This is a genomic window from Chryseobacterium sp. WG23 (assembly GCF_024586575.1).
GTDB lineage: Bacteria > Bacteroidota > Bacteroidia > Flavobacteriales > Weeksellaceae > Chryseobacterium.
In genome coordinates this window covers 147,019-165,605 of the sequence record NZ_JALCZE010000005.1, presented here as the reverse complement: position 1 = coordinate 165,605, position 18,587 = coordinate 147,019, and the positions used below count along the sequence as shown (strand labels likewise).

The 18,587-nt window shown below is 38.3% G+C and carries 16 protein-coding genes; 9 read left to right on the top strand and 7 right to left on the bottom strand.

Going from position 1 to position 18,587, the window contains the following annotated elements:
- Positions 1-131 precede the first annotated feature (131 nt).
- The 4 genes from MP477_RS09495 to hflX form a co-directional block, all read right to left on the bottom strand.
- A complete protein-coding gene (locus MP477_RS09495; protein WP_257190239.1) occupies positions 132-851 on the bottom strand; it encodes a DNA alkylation repair protein in 720 nt (239 codons plus the stop codon).
- A 26-nt stretch (positions 852-877) separates the two neighbouring features.
- Entirely contained in the window at positions 878-2,164 is a 1,287-nt protein-coding gene (locus MP477_RS09490) for a sodium:proton antiporter (RefSeq protein ID WP_257190238.1), read from the bottom strand.
- 20 nt (positions 2,165-2,184) lie between these two features.
- Positions 2,185-2,742: a DUF4919 domain-containing protein gene (locus MP477_RS09485; RefSeq protein WP_257190237.1), complete on the bottom strand. Its 558-nt coding sequence runs from the start codon at positions 2,740-2,742 to the stop codon at positions 2,185-2,187.
- A 71-nt stretch (positions 2,743-2,813) separates the two neighbouring features.
- A complete protein-coding gene (hflX, locus tag MP477_RS09480; protein ID WP_230033417.1) occupies positions 2,814-4,037 on the bottom strand; it encodes a GTPase HflX in 1,224 nt (407 codons plus the stop codon).
- Between the two features lie 200 nt (positions 4,038-4,237).
- Here hflX and MP477_RS09475 point away from each other — a divergent pair, with 200 nt between their 5' ends.
- From MP477_RS09475 to MP477_RS09460, 4 genes are all read left to right on the top strand, one after another.
- Positions 4,238-4,945: a LytTR family DNA-binding domain-containing protein gene (locus tag MP477_RS09475; protein ID WP_257190236.1), complete on the top strand. Its 708-nt coding sequence runs from the start codon at positions 4,238-4,240 to the stop codon at positions 4,943-4,945.
- 159 nt (positions 4,946-5,104) lie between these two features.
- Positions 5,105-5,590: a T9SS type A sorting domain-containing protein gene (locus MP477_RS09470; RefSeq protein ID WP_257190235.1), complete on the top strand. Its 486-nt coding sequence runs from the start codon at positions 5,105-5,107 to the stop codon at positions 5,588-5,590.
- A gap of 5 nt (positions 5,591-5,595) precedes the next feature.
- Positions 5,596-8,145, top strand: a complete 2,550-nt coding sequence (locus MP477_RS09465; protein WP_257190234.1) for a collagen-like protein — start codon at positions 5,596-5,598, stop codon at positions 8,143-8,145.
- Between the two features lie 6 nt (positions 8,146-8,151).
- Positions 8,152-8,562 (top strand): hypothetical protein, encoded by a 411-nt coding sequence (locus MP477_RS09460; protein ID WP_257190233.1) that lies wholly within the window; start codon positions 8,152-8,154, stop codon positions 8,560-8,562.
- An 88-nt stretch (positions 8,563-8,650) separates the two neighbouring features.
- Here the strand turns inward: MP477_RS09460 and MP477_RS09455 are convergent, their stop codons facing one another.
- Positions 8,651-9,085: an META domain-containing protein gene (locus tag MP477_RS09455; protein ID WP_257190232.1), complete on the bottom strand. Its 435-nt coding sequence runs from the start codon at positions 9,083-9,085 to the stop codon at positions 8,651-8,653.
- An 86-nt stretch (positions 9,086-9,171) separates the two neighbouring features.
- On the opposite strand from MP477_RS09455, the gene MP477_RS09450 reads away from it, so the two are divergent.
- Both MP477_RS09450 and MP477_RS09445 read left to right on the top strand, forming a co-directional pair.
- A complete protein-coding gene (locus tag MP477_RS09450) occupies positions 9,172-11,379 on the top strand; it encodes a S46 family peptidase (RefSeq protein ID WP_257190231.1) in 2,208 nt (735 codons plus the stop codon).
- Between the two features lie 77 nt (positions 11,380-11,456).
- Positions 11,457-11,933, top strand: coding sequence for a YdeI/OmpD-associated family protein (locus MP477_RS09445; protein ID WP_257190230.1), 477 nt, complete (start codon positions 11,457-11,459; stop codon positions 11,931-11,933).
- Between the two features lie 15 nt (positions 11,934-11,948).
- On the opposite strand, the gene MP477_RS09440 is transcribed toward MP477_RS09445, so the two are convergent.
- Positions 11,949-12,242: a hypothetical protein gene (locus MP477_RS09440; protein WP_230033394.1), complete on the bottom strand. Its 294-nt coding sequence runs from the start codon at positions 12,240-12,242 to the stop codon at positions 11,949-11,951.
- A gap of 215 nt (positions 12,243-12,457) precedes the next feature.
- Here MP477_RS09440 and MP477_RS09435 point away from each other — a divergent pair, with 215 nt between their 5' ends.
- Positions 12,458-13,675, top strand: a complete 1,218-nt coding sequence (locus MP477_RS09435) for a spondin domain-containing protein (RefSeq protein ID WP_257190229.1) — start codon at positions 12,458-12,460, stop codon at positions 13,673-13,675.
- A gap of 58 nt (positions 13,676-13,733) precedes the next feature.
- On the opposite strand, the gene MP477_RS09430 is transcribed toward MP477_RS09435, so the two are convergent.
- Positions 13,734-16,850 (bottom strand): non-ribosomal peptide synthetase, encoded by a 3,117-nt coding sequence (locus tag MP477_RS09430; RefSeq protein ID WP_257190228.1) that lies wholly within the window; start codon positions 16,848-16,850, stop codon positions 13,734-13,736.
- 574 nt (positions 16,851-17,424) lie between these two features.
- Between MP477_RS09430 and MP477_RS09425 the strand changes: the two genes are divergently transcribed.
- Positions 17,425-18,243: a GLPGLI family protein gene (locus tag MP477_RS09425; protein ID WP_257190227.1), complete on the top strand. Its 819-nt coding sequence runs from the start codon at positions 17,425-17,427 to the stop codon at positions 18,241-18,243.
- Between the two features lie 72 nt (positions 18,244-18,315).
- On the top strand, positions 18,316-18,582 hold the full coding sequence (locus tag MP477_RS09420; RefSeq protein WP_257190226.1) for a hypothetical protein: 267 nt from the start codon (positions 18,316-18,318) through the stop codon (positions 18,580-18,582).
- The last annotated feature ends 5 nt before the right edge of the window (positions 18,583-18,587 follow it).

The window sequence follows — 18,587 nt, the reverse complement described above, 5'->3', positions numbered from 1 at the left end:
ATTGAGTTTAAAACAACAAAACTACTCAATTCCAGTCTTAAATCCCTACAATCTTTGATTTTTTGGAGATAAATAGCTGTTTTCAGGTAGTTTTTCAAGATATGAAACAGTACTACTATTGCTTTTATTTTTTAAATAAGTCCTTTCAAATAATTCTGTCGGAGGTCCTCGTCCAATTTTTCAATAGCGTACCGGAGACAGGTTCTCGGCATTTCCTTATAGTACAGATTCAGGTAACTGATTAATTGTCCTTCATTCTTATTTCCCATTTCCCTTAACAGCCATCCGTTTGCTTTATGCATCAGGTCGTGGGTATGTTTCAGATTTCTGGTCACCAATTCTTTGGTAAGTTCAAATGATCCTTTTTTTACGTAATGCATGGTTCCCACCACAGCAATTCTTTTATGCCACATTACTTCAGACTCGGAAAGCTCCCTCAGAAGATATTCTTTTCCGTTCTCAAAGGTATATCTGCCCAGGATTTTATAGCAGCTTGAATCTACCAGATCCCAATTGTTAATATAGGGAAGATGATGAAGATAAAAAGCTACTATTTCATCTTTTACTGCCTGATCTTTTGTTTTTTCAAACTTTGAAATCAACATAAAAAGAGCTGTGAGCCGGTGTTCGTGATATCCTGAAGCCAGCAACCCGCTTAATTCCTTTAAATTGATTTTTGAATAGTATTCTTTGGCAACAGACCTTTGATCCGGAACAGTTACCCCTAAAAACAAATCTCCCTCGCCGTATTCTCCCTTTCCTGTTTTGAAGAACCTTGGAAAGAATTCAGCCTTTTCGGGAATTGATAAAACGGCTAATGCTTCCTGTATTTCCTTAACAATACTACTCATTCTAAACGCTGTTAGTGTGTTACATATTAAGCTTTATCTTCCAGCACTACAGTCTCCTGTTCCTCTTCTTCCTTGGCAATTTTATTGGGATTGGCAACCTTGGCAATAGTAAGACCCTGAACAATAATAGAGAATACTACCACGCAGTAGGTGATACTTAGAATGATCTCACTGTATTCGCTTTTCGGAATAGACATTGCCAATGCAATAGATACTCCGCCACGGATTCCTCCCCAAACCAGTACTTTTACGGTTTGCGGACTAAAGCTTCGTCTCAAAGAGGTAAACTTTGTAGGTCCCCAGATGGAAATAAACCGCGCCAGCAAGACTACAATAATTGCCAATACTCCGGGAATCATATAGTGTTTCAGATCTTTAATCATCAAAAGTTCGAACCCTATAAACAGGAATAATACAGCATTCAGGATCTCATCAATCAGTTCCCAGAATTTAATCAAATAATCCTGCGTAACGGATTTCATTTTGAAACTCCTGTTAAAATTACCCATAAATAAACCTGCTGCAACCATTGTCAGCGGGCCGGAAATATGCATTTGTCTTGCAATAAGATACCCACCCATCACTACAGAAAGCGTTACCAAAACGGAGATAATATAATCATCCACTTCACGCATCAGCCTGGAAGTAATCCATCCCAGTAAAACCCCAAGTAAAATACCTCCTCCAGCTTCATGAAGCAAAAGCAATCCTATATTTTCGACACTTAAGTCTACTTCTTTTCCCACTGCCAGCTGTAAAACCACTGTAAAGACGACAACCGCCATACCGTCATTGAAAAGAGATTCTCCGGCCACTTTTGTTTCCAGTGATTTGGAAACATTAGCCTGTTTCAGAACACTCAGAACCGCTACAGGATCTGTAGGGGAAATCAATGCTCCAAAAACCAGACAGTAAATAAAAGGAAGTTTAATTCCTACATAGGGCAGTAAGTAAAACATTCCAAAACCCACTACAAAAGTGGAAATGACAACACCCGCCGTAGAAAATATCAATACCGGTCTGAACTGTTCTTTCAGGTCATTGATGTTAATATGAATTCCTCCTGCAAAAAGAAGAAAATTAAGCATTGCTCCCATCAGAACTTCTGTAAAATCAATACTGTTCATCAGGTTATGAAGATGCCCGAACGTTCTTGGAAGAACCGTTTCTCCAAACAATACCAGGAAAATAGAAACTACAATGGCGATAACCATTATTCCGATAGTACTTGGAAGTTTAAGGAACCTATAGTTAAGATAGGCAAATATTGATGCTAATACGATTAATGCTGAGAATGAATAATATAACTCCACTAAGTGTTTTTTAAATTAATTTATGAGTCTAAATAAAGTACTTTAATATAGGTTTTAACCCCTTCTTTTTCCCAGATGTCAAACATTCCGTCTTTGGAAGGTTTTGAACCTCTGGTATAGTCCTGCCCAATTTTCAAAATATTCAGTAAAATATACTCATCTCCTACGGAATTAACCAGGTAGGCTGTTTTCTCAGATTTGCCGTCTCCGGAGCTTTTTATGCCATCAGCTAATGAGCGAAACTGATTAAGATGGTGCATAAAATTGCTTCCATCTTTTAAAGAATCATAGGCCCTGAGAAGAATTAACAGAATATCCAGATTGGTAGGATCTTTACCATATAAGGCTTTTCCCTGCTTTATACAGTCTTCAAAATTATTTTGTTTAAAAGCTTCCGCCAGACTTTTGAAACGGTCATCCGAAGTGATGATTTTATCCGTTCTGAAATTTCTTCCATAGTAAAGATATTGAGATTCTATACTGTCTAAAGATCTTGGGAGCCCTTTGTACTTAAAAATAAGTTTATCATAATTATATGGGGAACCATTGTTGCTTAGACTTTTCTCAATAGCTTTCATATCAATTTTTGATTTCTGGCTGAAACCAAAAACCGAAAAAAAGATGAACAGAAGGAAAAAGTGATATTTCATCAATTGCTGCTTTCTTCCTCGTCGTTATCGAAATACTCGAAAAGGAAATCATTGTATGGGAATCTGGAGATATGAATTTTCATCACCTCATCGTAAATCATCTTCTTCATTTCCGGAAAATTTTCTTTCGTCAGTGCAGAGATGAAAACGGTAGGATATTTAGATTTTGCCATCCATGTTTTTTCCCATTCTTCAAGAGAAATATTCCTCTTTGTACCTGGGGTCAGATCGTCTTCATCTTTTTTCTCGTAGCTGAAATCATCAATTTTATTGAAAACCATGATCATCGGTTTTTGATGAGCATTGATTTCCATTAAGATATTATTTACAGATTCTATATGGTCTTCGAAGCTTTCGTGGGAAATATCTACCACATGAATCAAAAGATCGGCTTCACGAACCTCATCCAAAGTGGATTTGAATGATTCTACCAGCTGAGTAGGTAGCTTTCTGATAAACCCTACGGTATCGGTAAGTAAAAACGGTAGATTTCCGATGACCACTTTTCGTACCGTGGTATCCAGCGTTGCAAATAATTTATTCTCAGCAAAAACCTCAGACTTTGAAAGTGAATTCATCAGTGTAGACTTTCCCACATTGGTATAGCCCACTAACGCTGCACGAACCACTTTCCCCCGATTATTACGCTGAGTAGCCATTTGTCTATCAATAGTTTTCAGCTTATCTTTCAATAAGGAGATCCTGTCACGAATGATACGACGGTCAGTTTCAATTTCCGTTTCACCGGGACCTCTCATTCCGATTCCCCCTTTTTGACGCTCAAGGTGAGTCCACATTCTTGTCAGACGTGGTAAAAGATACTGATACTGTGCCAGTTCCACCTGAGTTCTCGCATATGAAGTTTGTGCACGCTGGGCAAAAATATCAAGAATAAGGTTGGTTCGGTCCAAAATTTTCACTTCCATTTCTCTTTCCAGGTTTTTAAGCTGCGAAGGAGAAAGCTCATCATCAAAAATGACGGTTCCTATCTCATTTTCTTTTACGTATTCTTTTATCTCAATTGCCTTTCCACTTCCAATAAAGGTTTTGGAGTCAGGTTGTGTTAATTTTTGAGTGAAGCGTTTTTGTACGGTTGCTCCTGCTGTGAAAGCCAAAAACTCCAGTTCGTCCATATACTCCACCAGTTTTTCTTCATCCTGGTGCTGTGTAATAAGACCCACCAAGACCGCTTTCTCATAATTATGTTCTTTCTTTTCTAACATGAAGTTCTATCTATGTTTATGATTTTTACAAGATAATATTTTTCAGAAAAAAAACAAAATCAAATTTTATATAATAACACTTTTTAATATAATTTTAAGTGTAATCAATTATTGTTTTATAAAAATCAATAACTTTAGGTAATAATTTTCTGATTTTTAAATCTTTAAATTAAAATAGTAAAACTAATTGCCAGAGAATCATGATGACACCAATCAAATGTATGATTATTGATGATGATGAACTGGACAGGCTTGTTCTTCAGCATTATATAAGACAGTACGAAAACATAGAAATTGTCGCTTCTTTTGATTCGGCAGAGAAAGCAATTTCTTACCTGGAACTTCCTGTTGACCTTCTTATTATTGAAACCAATTTAAGAGGAATGAACGGTCTTGAATTTAGAAAACTGGCTCATAAAATACCCACCTGCATTTTTGTCAGTTCCCATCCTGAACTGGCCGCTTCTGTTTTTGAAATCAATACACTGGACTTTATTACTAAGCCATTAACGGCAGAGCGGTTCCATTATTCCATGCAACGGCTTTCTGAGTTTTTTAAAGTAAAAGAAAAATGCGATTGCTACGATGCTCTTTTCGGAGAAAATTTTATTAAAATAAAAGAAGGCGGTCATATTTCTCAGATCAGAAAGACAGATGTTTTATATCTGGAAGCTTTAAAAGACTATACCCGGATTATTACGCTGGAAAAAAATCACTGTATTTTAGATTCATTAGGAAACCTGCTCCTTAAAAACTTTTTTGATTCTTTTGTAAGAATACACCGCAGCTATGCAGTGCCGAGACATCTTATCCGTGGTAAAAGCTGCCATGAAATAGAATTAACCCATCAGATTAAGCTTCCCATAGGCAGAGCATACAAGAACAACCTCTCTTTTTTCGAGCCTTAAAAACACAGACTTTTTCCAACAATAATTCACAAAACGCCATTGGTCGATTATTTCTGCCGTTGGTCTATTTTTCTATAATCTGATGAGGATAGGTGGTAATTTAGTCTTCCAAAATTTGCCCTTAAAAAACTTTTACTAATCACCTAAAAACGGCTATCCATGAAAAAAAAATCTATTTATTGCCTCACCTTGCTTGTATTTTCTCTCATCATCTTTCGGGCTCAGTCTGCACTTGTAGCTACCGGAACCGATGCGTCATCAGGCAATGGTTCTGTTTCTTACAGTATAGGCCAGACTGCATACCTCAACAAAGGCACCCCTATTCAGCTTCTCGAAGGAGTACAACAAGGGTTCGAAATCACTACACTTTCCACTCAGGATCCCTCATCAGGCCAGAAAGATCAGAAAGACATTCTTATTTACCCTAATCCTTTCCAGGAATATTTGTATCTGGATTTTACCACAAACAGCTACAAGGATTCAGAGTATCAGCTATTTGATTCTCAAGGTAAACTGATCAAAAAAGACATGATTTTACAATCAAAATCTGAGCTTAATTTCTCCTCTCTGCCTTCCGCCATGTATATGATACGGATTAGCAGGAATGGAGAAAATATTAAAACTTTTAAAATCATTAAAAAATAAATGCCATGAAAAAAATATTACTACTGTCCTGGATACTCTTGGGCTTCTTTATGGGGCTTTCACAGGCTCCGGAAAAAATGAGCTATCAGGCTGTCATGAGAAATGGTGTAGGACAGCTGCTAAGCAACCAGGCTATTGCTGTCAAAATAAGTGTATTGCAGGGATCTCCTGCCGGAGCAGCAGTTTATTCGGAAAGGCTTACCGGAAACACCAATACCAATGGTCTTATCAGCCTTGAAATAGGAACGGGAACCATTCTTACAGGAACATTTGCTTCGATCAACTGGTCATCAGGAAGCTATTATTTAAAAACAGAAACTGACCCTGCGGGAGGCACCAATTATACCATCACAGGAACCAGCCAGCTGCTAAGTGTTCCCTACGCTATGTATGCAAAGGCTGCAGGAACGAGTGGCGGCACCTTTGCCATTCCTTATACCAATACCGTAAATAATGCCTCTACTTTGTTTTCATTAACAAATGATGGAGACGGAACTTCTTTAGAGGGAACTAATAATACCACCACTTCAAGTATTGCCGCAGTGCGGGGAGTTGTTACCAATACTGCTCCCGGAGGATTTTCTTCAGGAGTTCGCGGCATCAATAACGGAACCGGAGGACTGGGCGTAGGAGTTTGGGGAAGCCAAAACGGAAGCGGATGGGGAGTATATGGGGTTACACCTAATGGCTTGGGAGTATATGGAAACTCCAGTGGAAGCGGATATGGGGTATACGCAAACAGTAACACAGGAACCGGCCTCAATGCTACCAGTAATAGCGGAATTGCTGCCAACATTGCTATCTTCAACAATGCTAATAACAACAATGTTCTTAATGCTTCTACACTAGGAAACGGAACCGTCATCAATGTTACTTCTTCCGGAAACGGAGCCGGTATTTTGAGCTCAACAGGAAACGGTTTTGCAGTGCATGGTATTACCTCTGCCCAAACTTCTGCAGGTATCATAGGTGATAATAACGGCGCCGGTGAAGCAGTAGTGGGGAGAACAACCAGTGACATTGCCGGAGCTGTAGTAGGAAGGAATGACGGAGGTGGATATGGCGTAAGAGGATTCATTGCTACCAATGCCTCCGGAACGGGTATAGGAGTATATGGACAGGTAGGCCTAAATAGCAGCACAGGCCGTGCAGGCCGTTTTGAAAACCTGAACCAAACCAATACCACCAATAATACTTTTGAGGTAGAAACCAATGGCAATGGAAACATTCCTGATAATGCACAGGGAAATGCCGCTTCTTTTCTTGTGGACAACACCAATAGTGTGGCAGCAGCAGTAAGAGGAGAGGTTAAAACTATTTTCGGCAACTTTGGGGCAGCAGGTATTTTCGGTATTTCTTCCGGAACAGGAGGTTTTGCTGGTTTATTTCACGCCTCTAATCCTTCAGGTAACGGCGCTGCATTGGTAGCGATTACAGATGGTAACGGAAATGCAATCACAGCCAACGCAAGCAAAAACGGGAATGGTGTGGAAACCAATATTGATGGCAACGGAAATGCTCTTTATGCCTGGGTGCCTACATTTGCAACCGGCCGTGCAGGGCGTTTCAATATCTTCAATGACGCCAATACCAGTGATGTAATTACCGTAACTACTGTAGGAAATGGTATTGCAGGAAACTTTAAAGTGGACAGAACTCAGGGAACTTCCCCGGCAGTAAAAGGGGAGGTCAATTCAATATTTTCCAATTTCGGAACAGCCGGTATTTATGGTTTATCATCCGGAACAGGAGGATTTGGAGGTTTATTCTACTCATCAAACCCATCAGGAAATGGCCCTGCATTATTAGCCTTAACAGAAGGGAACGGAAATGGAATTACTGCCAATGCCGGAGGAAACGGTGATGGTATTGAAGCTTCTTGCGATGGAAATGGTAATGCTATTTCAGGTTTTGTACCCAATTTTGGTACCGGTAAAGCGGGTCGATTTGCCAACTTCAATAACAGTAACGGCCAGCCGGTAGTACATGTAACCACTACGGGTACAGGCTCTACCCTGCTTGTCAACCATCAGGGACCGTCGGGTGATATTGCCGTCTACCAGAGTGCCTCAACCAATGTAGCCCGAATCAACAAAGCGGGAAGAGGATTTTTTAATGGAGGAACACAAGCCAGTGGTGCTGATGTTGCCGAAGCATTTGATGTGGAAGGAAACATTTCTGAATATGAAGCCGGAGATATTCTAGTGATCTCGATAAATTCAGACAGAACCGTAGAAAAATCCTCCAAACCCTACTCCAATCTTGTTGCTGGCGTATATGCTACCAAACCTGGTGTACTTCTTACGGAAGAGCATATTGATACAGACATTTCAGATAAAGTTCCCATGGGTGTAATTGGAGTGATTCCCACAAAAGTATGCCTGGAAAACGGAAAAATCAGAAGGGGCGACCTACTGGTGACCTCCTCAACACCGGGAGTCGCTATGAAAGCCAATCTTAAAAAGGTAAAAATAGGACAGGTGATCGGAAAATCTCTTCAGGATTATGATCAGAAAGAAATTGGAAAAATTCAGGTATTAGTCAACATAAAATAAACCGTCATGAAAGTAGTATATATCACAGTGTTATTATTTTTAAGCTCCATTATCTATGCCCAGGAAAATAAACAAGCAGCACCGACAGAAGATCAGGCTCAGGTTTTAAAACAGGCAAAAGAGCAGGAAGCAAAAAGAGCAAAAGACAACCAGGAAAAAACAGAGAAAAAAACTTCCCAAACTGCGCTGGCTTCAGATCAGGGACTGGAAGTGAAGAAACAGGAACCCAAACCTAAGGCTCCATCTGGTTCCGGGAAGCTCCTTCCCAACACAGCAAGCCTTGAAGAAATAAAAACAACAATTCCCAACAGACAGGCATCCCGCAATACAACGAATTCTAGGAACACAAATAATACGGCAGGACTACCCAATACAGCAACGCTGGAACAAATAAAAAAAACAATTCCCAAAAACTGATAACTTAAAGCGGGTAACCCATCTGGATTTTAAACAAAAGAAGTCCGCCAAGTTGGCGGACTTTTATATATTGGCGATATTATCATAATTAATCCCAATCAGCAGCTACAAACTTCATTGCATTTCCCTTCTCATCAGAAAGTGTCAGAAAATGCCCCTCTACGGTGTATTTAGTCATCGTATCAAATTTCTTTTGAAAAGAAGTTTCCAGCTCCATATTCTGGCAGGCCATCATGGTACTCGCCCCATTTGATATTTTTACTTTTCCACCCTTTTTAAATGCTAAAGCAAAAGACATCCTGTTGCATCCCATATAGGCACTTCCCTGGATTTTTCCGTCTTCCATCTTCCCTGTAAGGTTGATTTCCGCTTTATTGGCAATCAGCTGATCTTTAGAAAAACCATCTAAAGAAATCAACATCCATTGTCTCTGAAGGGCAGGATTTTTATCCGGCATAGCCGAACAATTTAAAACAAGACCCAGAAATAAAACGGCGAAAACTGATACTAGTATTTTTTTCATGCGCATTATCATTCCATTTTCATACCAATCTGGGACTGAATATCGTAAAAATTAGTAAATTAGCGACACAAAAATTATATTATAAAATGAAAAGACTATTTCTACTATTCACTTTCTTGCTGAGCTTTGCTCAGATGAGGGCGGATGAGGGGATGTGGCTGCTAATGCTCATCAAAAGACTTAACGGTGTTGATATGCAAAAAGAAGGTCTACACCTGACGCCTGAAGAAATTTATTCAGTAAACAATTCGAGCTTAAAAGATGCTATTGTTAGCTTTGGAGGTTTCTGTACTGGTGAAATTGTTTCTGACAAAGGACTGATATTTACCAATCACCACTGTGGTTATGGCGCTGTAGCTGCTGCTTCTACACCGGAAAAAGACTATCTGAAGAATGGTTTCTGGGCAATGAAACAAAAAGATGAATTCAATGCAAAGGACCTTTATGTAAGATTTTTAGTAAGAATGGATGATGCTACACAGAGAATCAATTCTAAACTAAACAACAATATGACCGGAGCAGAGAGAAAAGCTGTTATTGATGCTGAAACAAAAGCCATCCAAACAGAAAACTCTGAAAACGGAAAATATACAGTAATCGTAAAAGATTTCTTTAACGGAAACGAATTCTATTATTTCGTATACCAGGATTATAAAGACATCAGATTAGTGGGAGCTCCACCTTCCTCATTAGGAAAATTCGGTGGCGATACTGATAACTGGGAGTGGCCAAGACATACTGCTGACTTCACGGTTTTCAGAGTATATGCTGATGCTGCAGGAAATCCTGCTGAATATTCTCCAAGCAACACTCCTTTGAAGCCTAAGCATTTCCTTCCGGTTTCTCTTAAGGGAATTAAGCCTGGTGATTTCTCAATGATCTTAGGATACCCTGGAAGAACCAACCGTTACCTGACTTCTTACGGAATTCAGCAAATGGTAAACAAAGACTACCCGGCTTGGGTGGAAGCTTCTAAAGTGGCTATGGATGTAATGAAAAAGTATATGGATAAGGATAAGGCTACTCAGCTTAACTATGCTTCTCAATATGCTTCTGTAGCAAACTACTGGAAAAACAGACAGGGAACCATTGATGCTGTAGATAAAAACGGAACCATCTCTGACAAGCAAAAGATCGAAGAGACTTATAAAAAATGGGCTGCAATGCCAGGAAACGAAGCTTATGATGGTATTCTGGAAGATATTGGAGCTTATTACACGCAGGTTTCAGACAGAAATGTTGAAAGAAACTATGCATCACAGTTTGCAAGAAACACAAAATATATTTCTCTTGCTCTACAGGTAGGTTCTGCTCTTAAGGCTTATGCTGCTCAGGATATGCAGGGAAGATTGGCCATGAAGGCTAAAACAGAGGCTGCTATCAAAGGAGCTTATGAAAACTTCAATCCTGCGTTAGAAGGAGAAATGCTTGCCGCTATGACAAGTCTTTACCAGGCTAGAGTTAAAAATAAAGATGTTGCTTCTGCTACTATTTTAGGATTGGATGCTAAAACGGTTTCTAACCTTGCTTATTCTTCAATTTTTGCCAACAAGACTTCTGCTACGAACTTCTTATTGAATCCGGATGCATTAAAGCTTGATGCTGATCCACTTTGGAAAACAGCTAACGGAATTATGGCAGATCAAAAAATGAGCACTGAAAGATATGTTAAGGTAGATGATAATTTTGCAAAAAACAACCGTCTGTTCTTGGCTGGATTAATGAAGGCAATGCCTGAGAAAAAATTCTACCCGGATGCTAACTCTACTATGAGATTAACTTATGGTACTGTAGATAAACTTCCTATCAGAAATGACAGAAATTATTTCGGTATTACAGATAACTATTATACAGACATGACTGGCCTTGTAGGAAAATACAAGAAAGGTGATGAAGAGTTTGACCTTCCTCAAAGAGTGATCGACCTTTATAACCTTAAAGATTTCGGACAGTATGCTGATGCTGCAGGATATATGCCTGTAAACTTCCTTTCTAACAACGATATTACAGGAGGTAACTCTGGTTCTCCGGTAATTGATGGTGACGGTAACCTTATCGGTATCGCTTTCGACGGAAACAGCGAGGCATTAAGTGGAGATATCGTATTTGAACAGGAATGGCAGAAAACAATCAACGTAGATGTTCGTTTTGTTCTTTGGACTATCGACAAATATGCTGGTGCAAGAAGATTAGTGGATGAGTTAAAGCTTGTAAGAAGTGAAAACACTCCTGCTGATACAAAATCTAAAACTTCAGGTACTACTACAACACCTAAGAAAACAAAGAAAAAATAATCTCTTTTGATCTATTTTTAAAACCGTGAAATTTAGTTTCACGGTTTTTTTATTTTTGAATAATAAAATCCTTCATCATGATTTCTAAAACAATAGAGTTTACAGCCACCATACAACAAAATGGAGAAATGAATGCCGCCTATGTAGAATTTCCCTTTTCTACCGAAGAGTTATTTGGAAAAAAAGGACTGGTCAGGATCAAAGCTGTTTTTGATGGTAAGGTAGAATACCGGGGAAGCCTTGCCAAAATGAAAACTGACTGCCACCTTTTAGGATTAACCCAGGAGGTGAGAAAAAAGCTTGGGAAAACTTTTGGAGATGAGGTTTCCGTTTCTCTTATTGAAGATAAAGAGGAAAGAACTGTAGATATTGCAGAAGATATTACTTCAATTTTTAATGAAAATCCTAAAGCCAAAACAATATTCGACACGATGAGCTATACGCACAGAAAAGAATATATCCGCTGGATTGAGGAAGCTAAGAAGCCAGAAACAAGAGAAAAAAGAAAGATCAAAATGATACAGATGATCTTAGATGGTAAAAAGGGAATATAATACCTTCTTTTACTTTCACCTTTTTAATTCAGCCTTCAGATATTGAACTCCTCCTCCATTGGTAACGGTTATAAATCCATCATAATGTGCTATTCTCACCCCTAATTCATTGATAATTTCTTTGAAGTAGCCTATTTTCTCAGCATTGTCGGGCATTACATTTTTTTGCCATACAAATGTGGCAGACTGTCCTGTTTTATTTTGAAACACCAGTGAGTTCAGTGCAGTTCCAAATCCCAATGATTTAATATCTACTACTGTACTTTCATTGGCTGCAAAGCTTTTGGTTAAAACAATAAAATTATCCATTGAATATTCTTTGATTATAAGTTAATTTTTAAGTCAGAAGATGTCTTGTCACATCTATTTTTATTCTGCAGCAAATATTGCCCTGTCCAACGACAAAACTCGACGTATTATTTACTAAAAACCAACTCATAAAAAAAATAATTATTTTTTTGTCAGGATTTTAAAAAGTCTCCGACTATAGTTTTAGCACAGTTATAACTATAAAAAATTAACTTATGAAAAAGAACTTTTTAAAATGTACAGCAGCAGGTCTTATCGCTGCATTGACTCTTTATTCATGTGACGATTCAGACAATTACATGATGGGGGATATGTCTTTTGAGAGAACTATTACCTTCGAAAATGTGGTTACCCCTAAGGACTTTGTAGAAAGTGGCAGCTTTCAGGGAACAGGGCAGCCGGTGATCTTACCAGGACAATCAGTTTCTATTAAATTTAGCGCTGGAAAAGCACAATCTTTAATGTTTTCAACCATGTACGGTGCTTCCAAAGACTGGTTCTTTGCTTCTAAGCAACCCGGAATAAAATTATTTGACAACAATGGGACTGCCATAACAGGTGATGTTTCTTCCGAAGTCCTTTTATGGGATAACGGAACCAAAGACAACATGACAGGATTAGCGGAAAGCAAGCCTATTATGCAGGTTCCTAATGTCATTGCATCACAACTGATGAAGCTGAATCTTGCTTATAATGATGTAACGTCTGAGTTTACCCTAACCATTACCAATACTTCCGGTGGAACCGCTCATGAAACACCTTTTTCTCCCGGAGTCTGGGCCGTTTCCAACTACAATGGCTCGCAGCTGTTGAATACAGCGCCTTTCTTTACACCCAACGCTTTATCAAATCCTGAGATTACGGATATAGCACAAATGGGAGACATTGCAAAAATGAAAGCCAAGCTTAATAATGAAACAGGCATTATGACAGGGCTTTCACCAGCATTAGTTGTGGTGTATCGCGGAGATAAAAACCCTATTTATGAAGCAGGAAAAAAGGATAACGGAGTGGGGTTAAAAGAAATTGCACAGATGGGAAATGTAACGAAACTTCAGAATAGTTTACAATCTTTACCAAACGTGAAAGGAGTATTTATTGCAGGAAATGCTCCGGTAGCACCCGGCAGCAAGGTGATGACTAATTTTAAAGCAGAACCTGGTGATAGGATCGCTTATGTAACGATGTTTGGCTTTTCCAATGACTGGTTTTATGCCAATGAGCAAATTATTGATGCCAGCACAAAAGGAGATGTAACCTCTGGTACAGCTTTATTTGACTCCGGAACCGGCATTGATCAATATCCGGGAGCCGGAAACCACCAGGCATTATTTGGAGGAACTCCACAGGCTGAAAGTATGCTTATTTCAAAAGTAGGAAACCAATATCCTGTTCCTACAGTGCAAAATGTGATAAAAGTTACATTGAACTAATATTTTTCAAAATTTGAATAAAAGATCAGGCATTTCTCTGCCTGATCTTTATTTTTAATCAATATGATGGAGTTGGAATTTCAAGATATTTCAAATAGGAATCCAACATATTTTTATCAAATACGGGTTCTTTAATACCAGATCCCTCCAGAAACTGAATAACATTCGAGCAATCCCAGACGTAAGTATTCTGATAAAGCTCTACAGTGGACAGTCCTTCATGCATATTATCTTTGAAAAGGCTGGTAAGAGGATACAGACGGTTTTTACTGTTATCTTCCCATTGTTTTCGCCATTCTTTATAAGGAAGAGCCTTTAGTGAAAAAGGATAATATTTTTTCAGTAAGCCAAAGAAATCTTCCAGGGTTAAATTGGTTTCCGGGCTGGCAATCAGATTAAATTTTTTACCTACCGCCTCTTTATTTTTTGTGATATGAGCCATGGCTTTCGTCATATAATCTACTGTGATAAGGCCTTCTCTCAGCTCTGTCAGTGCAGGATAAGATTGAAATTCCACGCAGTTTTTCACTAATCCCGACCACCACTGATAAGGAGCACTTGCCCCGGTCTCACTATGACACATTGCATATCCGAGACGGTAGGTTATTAGCGGTAATCCCTCTTTTGCCGCCAGGTCGGCCACAGCTTCCATCACCCATTTACTTCTTACATAGCCAATATCCTTACTTACCGACATTAGATTCTGTGTGATATCATCACTTTCCAGCATTATTGTTTTACCGGTAAATATATGTCCCCAGCTGTACACCGAAATAGTAGATAATAGGGCCAGGCATTTGGTTCTTTCTGCTCCTGCAAGTTTTATAATCTCCCGTAAGCCTTCTACATTAGGGGCTTTCATATAAGAGTACGGCTCGATAAAATTGACAGAGCTTCCTGAATGATAGATAAGGTCAGCTTTCTTTGCCAGCATTGTAAATACATCCTCCGAAAGGCCTAATGAGGGTAAGGAGAGATCACCAATTACAGGAATGATTCTTGATTTCTGTTCATGTTTCTGAGAAATATGATACTGTTTGAAGCAGTGGTCTATCTTTTCCATCGCATGAAACTCATCCTGCGCTCTTACCAGGCAGTAGATATCGGCTTTTGTAGTATCCAGAAGCTCCTGCAGCAAATGAATCCCTACAAATCCGGTAACACCTGTTAAAAATAGTACAGATGGATTTTCCACCTGTTTAGGGTCAAAGCCTCCTGCAAATACCGTCCCGGGAGCAAGATAAACATCTTTCTGAAGTTCTACATAAGGCTCCATATCTTCTACAGGAGCAGATTCCTGCATCTCTTTAGACCTGCTGATCAAGACCTCCGAAAGCTGCTGTAATACGGGATATTGATAAATATCTCTTAAATATACTTTTACATTAAGCCTTTTCTCTAATGCTACGGCTACTACAGCCACCAGAAGAGAATTCCCTCCTATATCGAAAAAATCATCTGACATATTGATGACCGGTCTTTCCAGTTCTGCAGACCATATATCAGCAATTATTCTTTCTGTTTCGTTTGTAGGAGGCTCAAAAGAGACGAATTCCCTGGCTTCTTTGTCCGCCAGCTCTTTTAAAACATGGGTATCAGTTTTTCCGTTTGCCGTTATGGGTATTGTATCAATAAAAATAATCTGGGAAGGAATCATATACCCTGGCAATTCTTCTTTCAGCTGACTTCTGATCAAAGTAACATCCTTTTCTACAGAAGCTTCCGGTACGATAAAAGCAACAAGATATTTATTATTACTGCCCACTGTTTCTTTTGTAATCACTACGGCTTCCCGGATATTTTCCTGCCGGGTAAGCGTTCTCTCTATTTCTCCTAATTCAACCCGAAATCCCCGGATTTTTACCTGGTTGTCTATCCTCCCTAAAAACTCAATCTCACCATCCTCATGCCATCTCGCCAAATCTCCGGTACGGTAAAGTGTTCCCATTCCGCTGAACGGATTGGCGATAAATTTTGCTGCGGTAAGTTCTTCGTTATGGAGATAGCCTTTTGCCAATATATCACCTCCTATATATAATTCCCCTACAGCTCCCACAGGTAAGGGTTCCATCTTTTCGTCCAAAATATAGGCTTTTGCATTAGCTATCGGCTTACCTATTGAAGAGCGATATTTTCCGTTTGTGTCTTTTACCTTTTTGAAAGTAGCAAATACAGTACATTCAGTAGGGCCATAATAATCAACCAGCTCATAACTTAATTCAGAGGTCAGAACAGGCTTAAGTTTCTCTCCTCCTGTAAAAAGATATTTTAATGACAGATCCTTATATTTCATGGTTTCTTCCAAAGCTGCAGGCGCTAAAACGGTGGGTACAAAACCGTGTGTAATCCGGTTTTTATGATAAAAGCCAACCAAAGCAGCCGCATTTGTCCTTTCTTCATGATCAGCAATAAAAACAGTTGCCCCTGAGGTAAGCGCGGACCATACTTCCCACACTGAGATGTCAAATGCTAACCCAGCTACAACGGTTAGTCTTGAAGTATAGTCCACATGAAAATGGTGATTATGCCAGGTCACAAGATGCTGGATAGCCTGGTGACTTATCATTACCCCTTTCGGCTTCCCTGTAGATCCCGAAGTATAAATTGTATAGGCAAGAGCATCCTGATGAATTACAATATCCAGTTGTTGAGAAGATAGATGATCCAGATCTTCCATTTGATCCAGTACAAAAACCGCAGCATTTTCATTTTCTGATAAGAGTTTCCCCAATAAATGATTGGTAATAATGATCTGAGCCGCGGTGTCTGCCAGCATATATTCTACTCTTCTTACCGGATAAGCAGGATCTATCGGAACATATGCCGCTCCCGTTTTGAGAATGGCGAGAATGGCAACAGCCCATTCCAGGGATCGGTTCAGCCATACCGGAACATACATTCCCTCTTTTATTCCTTTTTCCAGCAGAGCATTGGCAAGTTGATTGCTTCTCCTGTTTAGCTCTTTATAAGTGATCTCCCTTCCCTGGCAGACAACAGCCGTATTTTCAGGGTGAAGATCTACCTGTTTTAGAAAAAGAGAAACCAGCGTCTCCTCATCATGGTAGTCCCAGCCGGTTCTATTAAATCTATACAGAATTTTTTCTCTGTGTTCAGAGGATAGTAATACAGCAGAACCTGTTGACAGCTCCGCTATTGTGGATCTTGTGTTTAACATTTTAAGTTGGTTTGGTTAAAAGTTTATTATATTCACAGCTCTTATCACCTGTAGAGACCTATCAAAACCGATACAAAAATAATTTTGCGCATCTGTTTTCTCAACAGAAACAAATGCATACAATACTTTTGGGAGTTTTTGTAATGGAAAGGTATATAACAGTAATTCAAGCGATCTGCATATTGTGCAGAACTATAAATAAAGCTTTCGCGTTATTTATTACTTTCGAAAACAACATATAAAATAAATACATTCATTTATTCCATATATTACACTAAAAAATCAAATAATACAATATTAATGCTTCTATAATTTATTATGATTAATAATTACGTAATCAAATTTAACATAATAAAATCTATTAATTGTTATATAATTACAACTTAGCTACCTTATTGTAGAATGAAACTTATGAAAACACAAAACATACAAATTCATTTGTTCCGGTAATTTTTAAACTAAAACATGTTAAAAATGCAGAAATTTAATTTTATTCAGCTCCTTTCTATTAAAGAGATACAATAAGAAAAAAAGGGGTTTGATTTTTGGTTGAATTATTATAAATCAGCATATCATGTACAGGTTCATTTTTCTCTTTTTATTGTTATTAGGCACAAGTGTAAATGCTCAAAGTAATAGATTCTATTACGAATTAAAATTTAAGCCTGACACCATTGCTGCTTATGAAGTAAAGGAATTTTTCATTACCGACATTAATCCTAAATCTGTAAAATATTATTCATTAATTGATCAAAAAAATGATAGTATAATGAAAAATCCAAGCTCAGATTCAGAATATGAAAGAACAAAATTATATCACTATATCAGTAGAGAAAGAAATAGTTTTAATAACACAAATTATTTTATTGTAGGAAATGTAACTGCTAAAATGAAAAGCAGCGATAACATGAAATGGAACATTCTGCCACAGACAAAAATGCTGGATAAACTAAAAGTACAGGCAGCTACAACCAACTTTGGAGGCAGGCAATGGACAGCATGGTTTGCAGACACGATTCCAATTCCCGAGGGACCTTATAAATTTCGGGGGCTTCCGGGTATGATCCTAGAAATATATGACAGCAATAATTATTTTCATTTTACATTGGTTAAAAATAAAAGGCTAGATAAAGAATATGATACTTCAGGGATTGTAGAAACCCATTTTGGAGAAAAACCTTTACTCATTGATATGCAAAAATACATTAAGCTGAAGCAAACAGGATACAACAATCCTTTTGAAGACATGATCAATGACAAAATAACATCGTATACTGACGAGAATGGAAATGAAGAGGCTTATGATTACAGACAGATGACATTAGAAAAACAACGGGAGCTCAAAGCCCTCAACAATCATATTGAGAAAGAATTTATAATGCAATATAAATAGAAAGCAGCATATTGGAATTATCAAAAATAACTTGGATATAATCTACAGTATTTTGACTTATAAAATTTATCCTTGAAACGTATGCTTATTTTGATAGTTCTTTTTATAGTTTTCACATTTCCAACTTTTCTTTTTTCTAAATTTAAAGTATCGGTTATTGATATTAGAGCTGAGGATATTGTAACTGTTTTAGGGGAAAACAAAAAACAAATTATCCCTCGATTTGCTGAAGTAGGTTGTCTTGAAAATGGACAGCCTTGTGGCATGAATGCTAAACAATTTACAAATAATGAAATTTTTGAAAAAACAGTTTTTTGTGTTCCTACTGACATAGGATAGGTTCG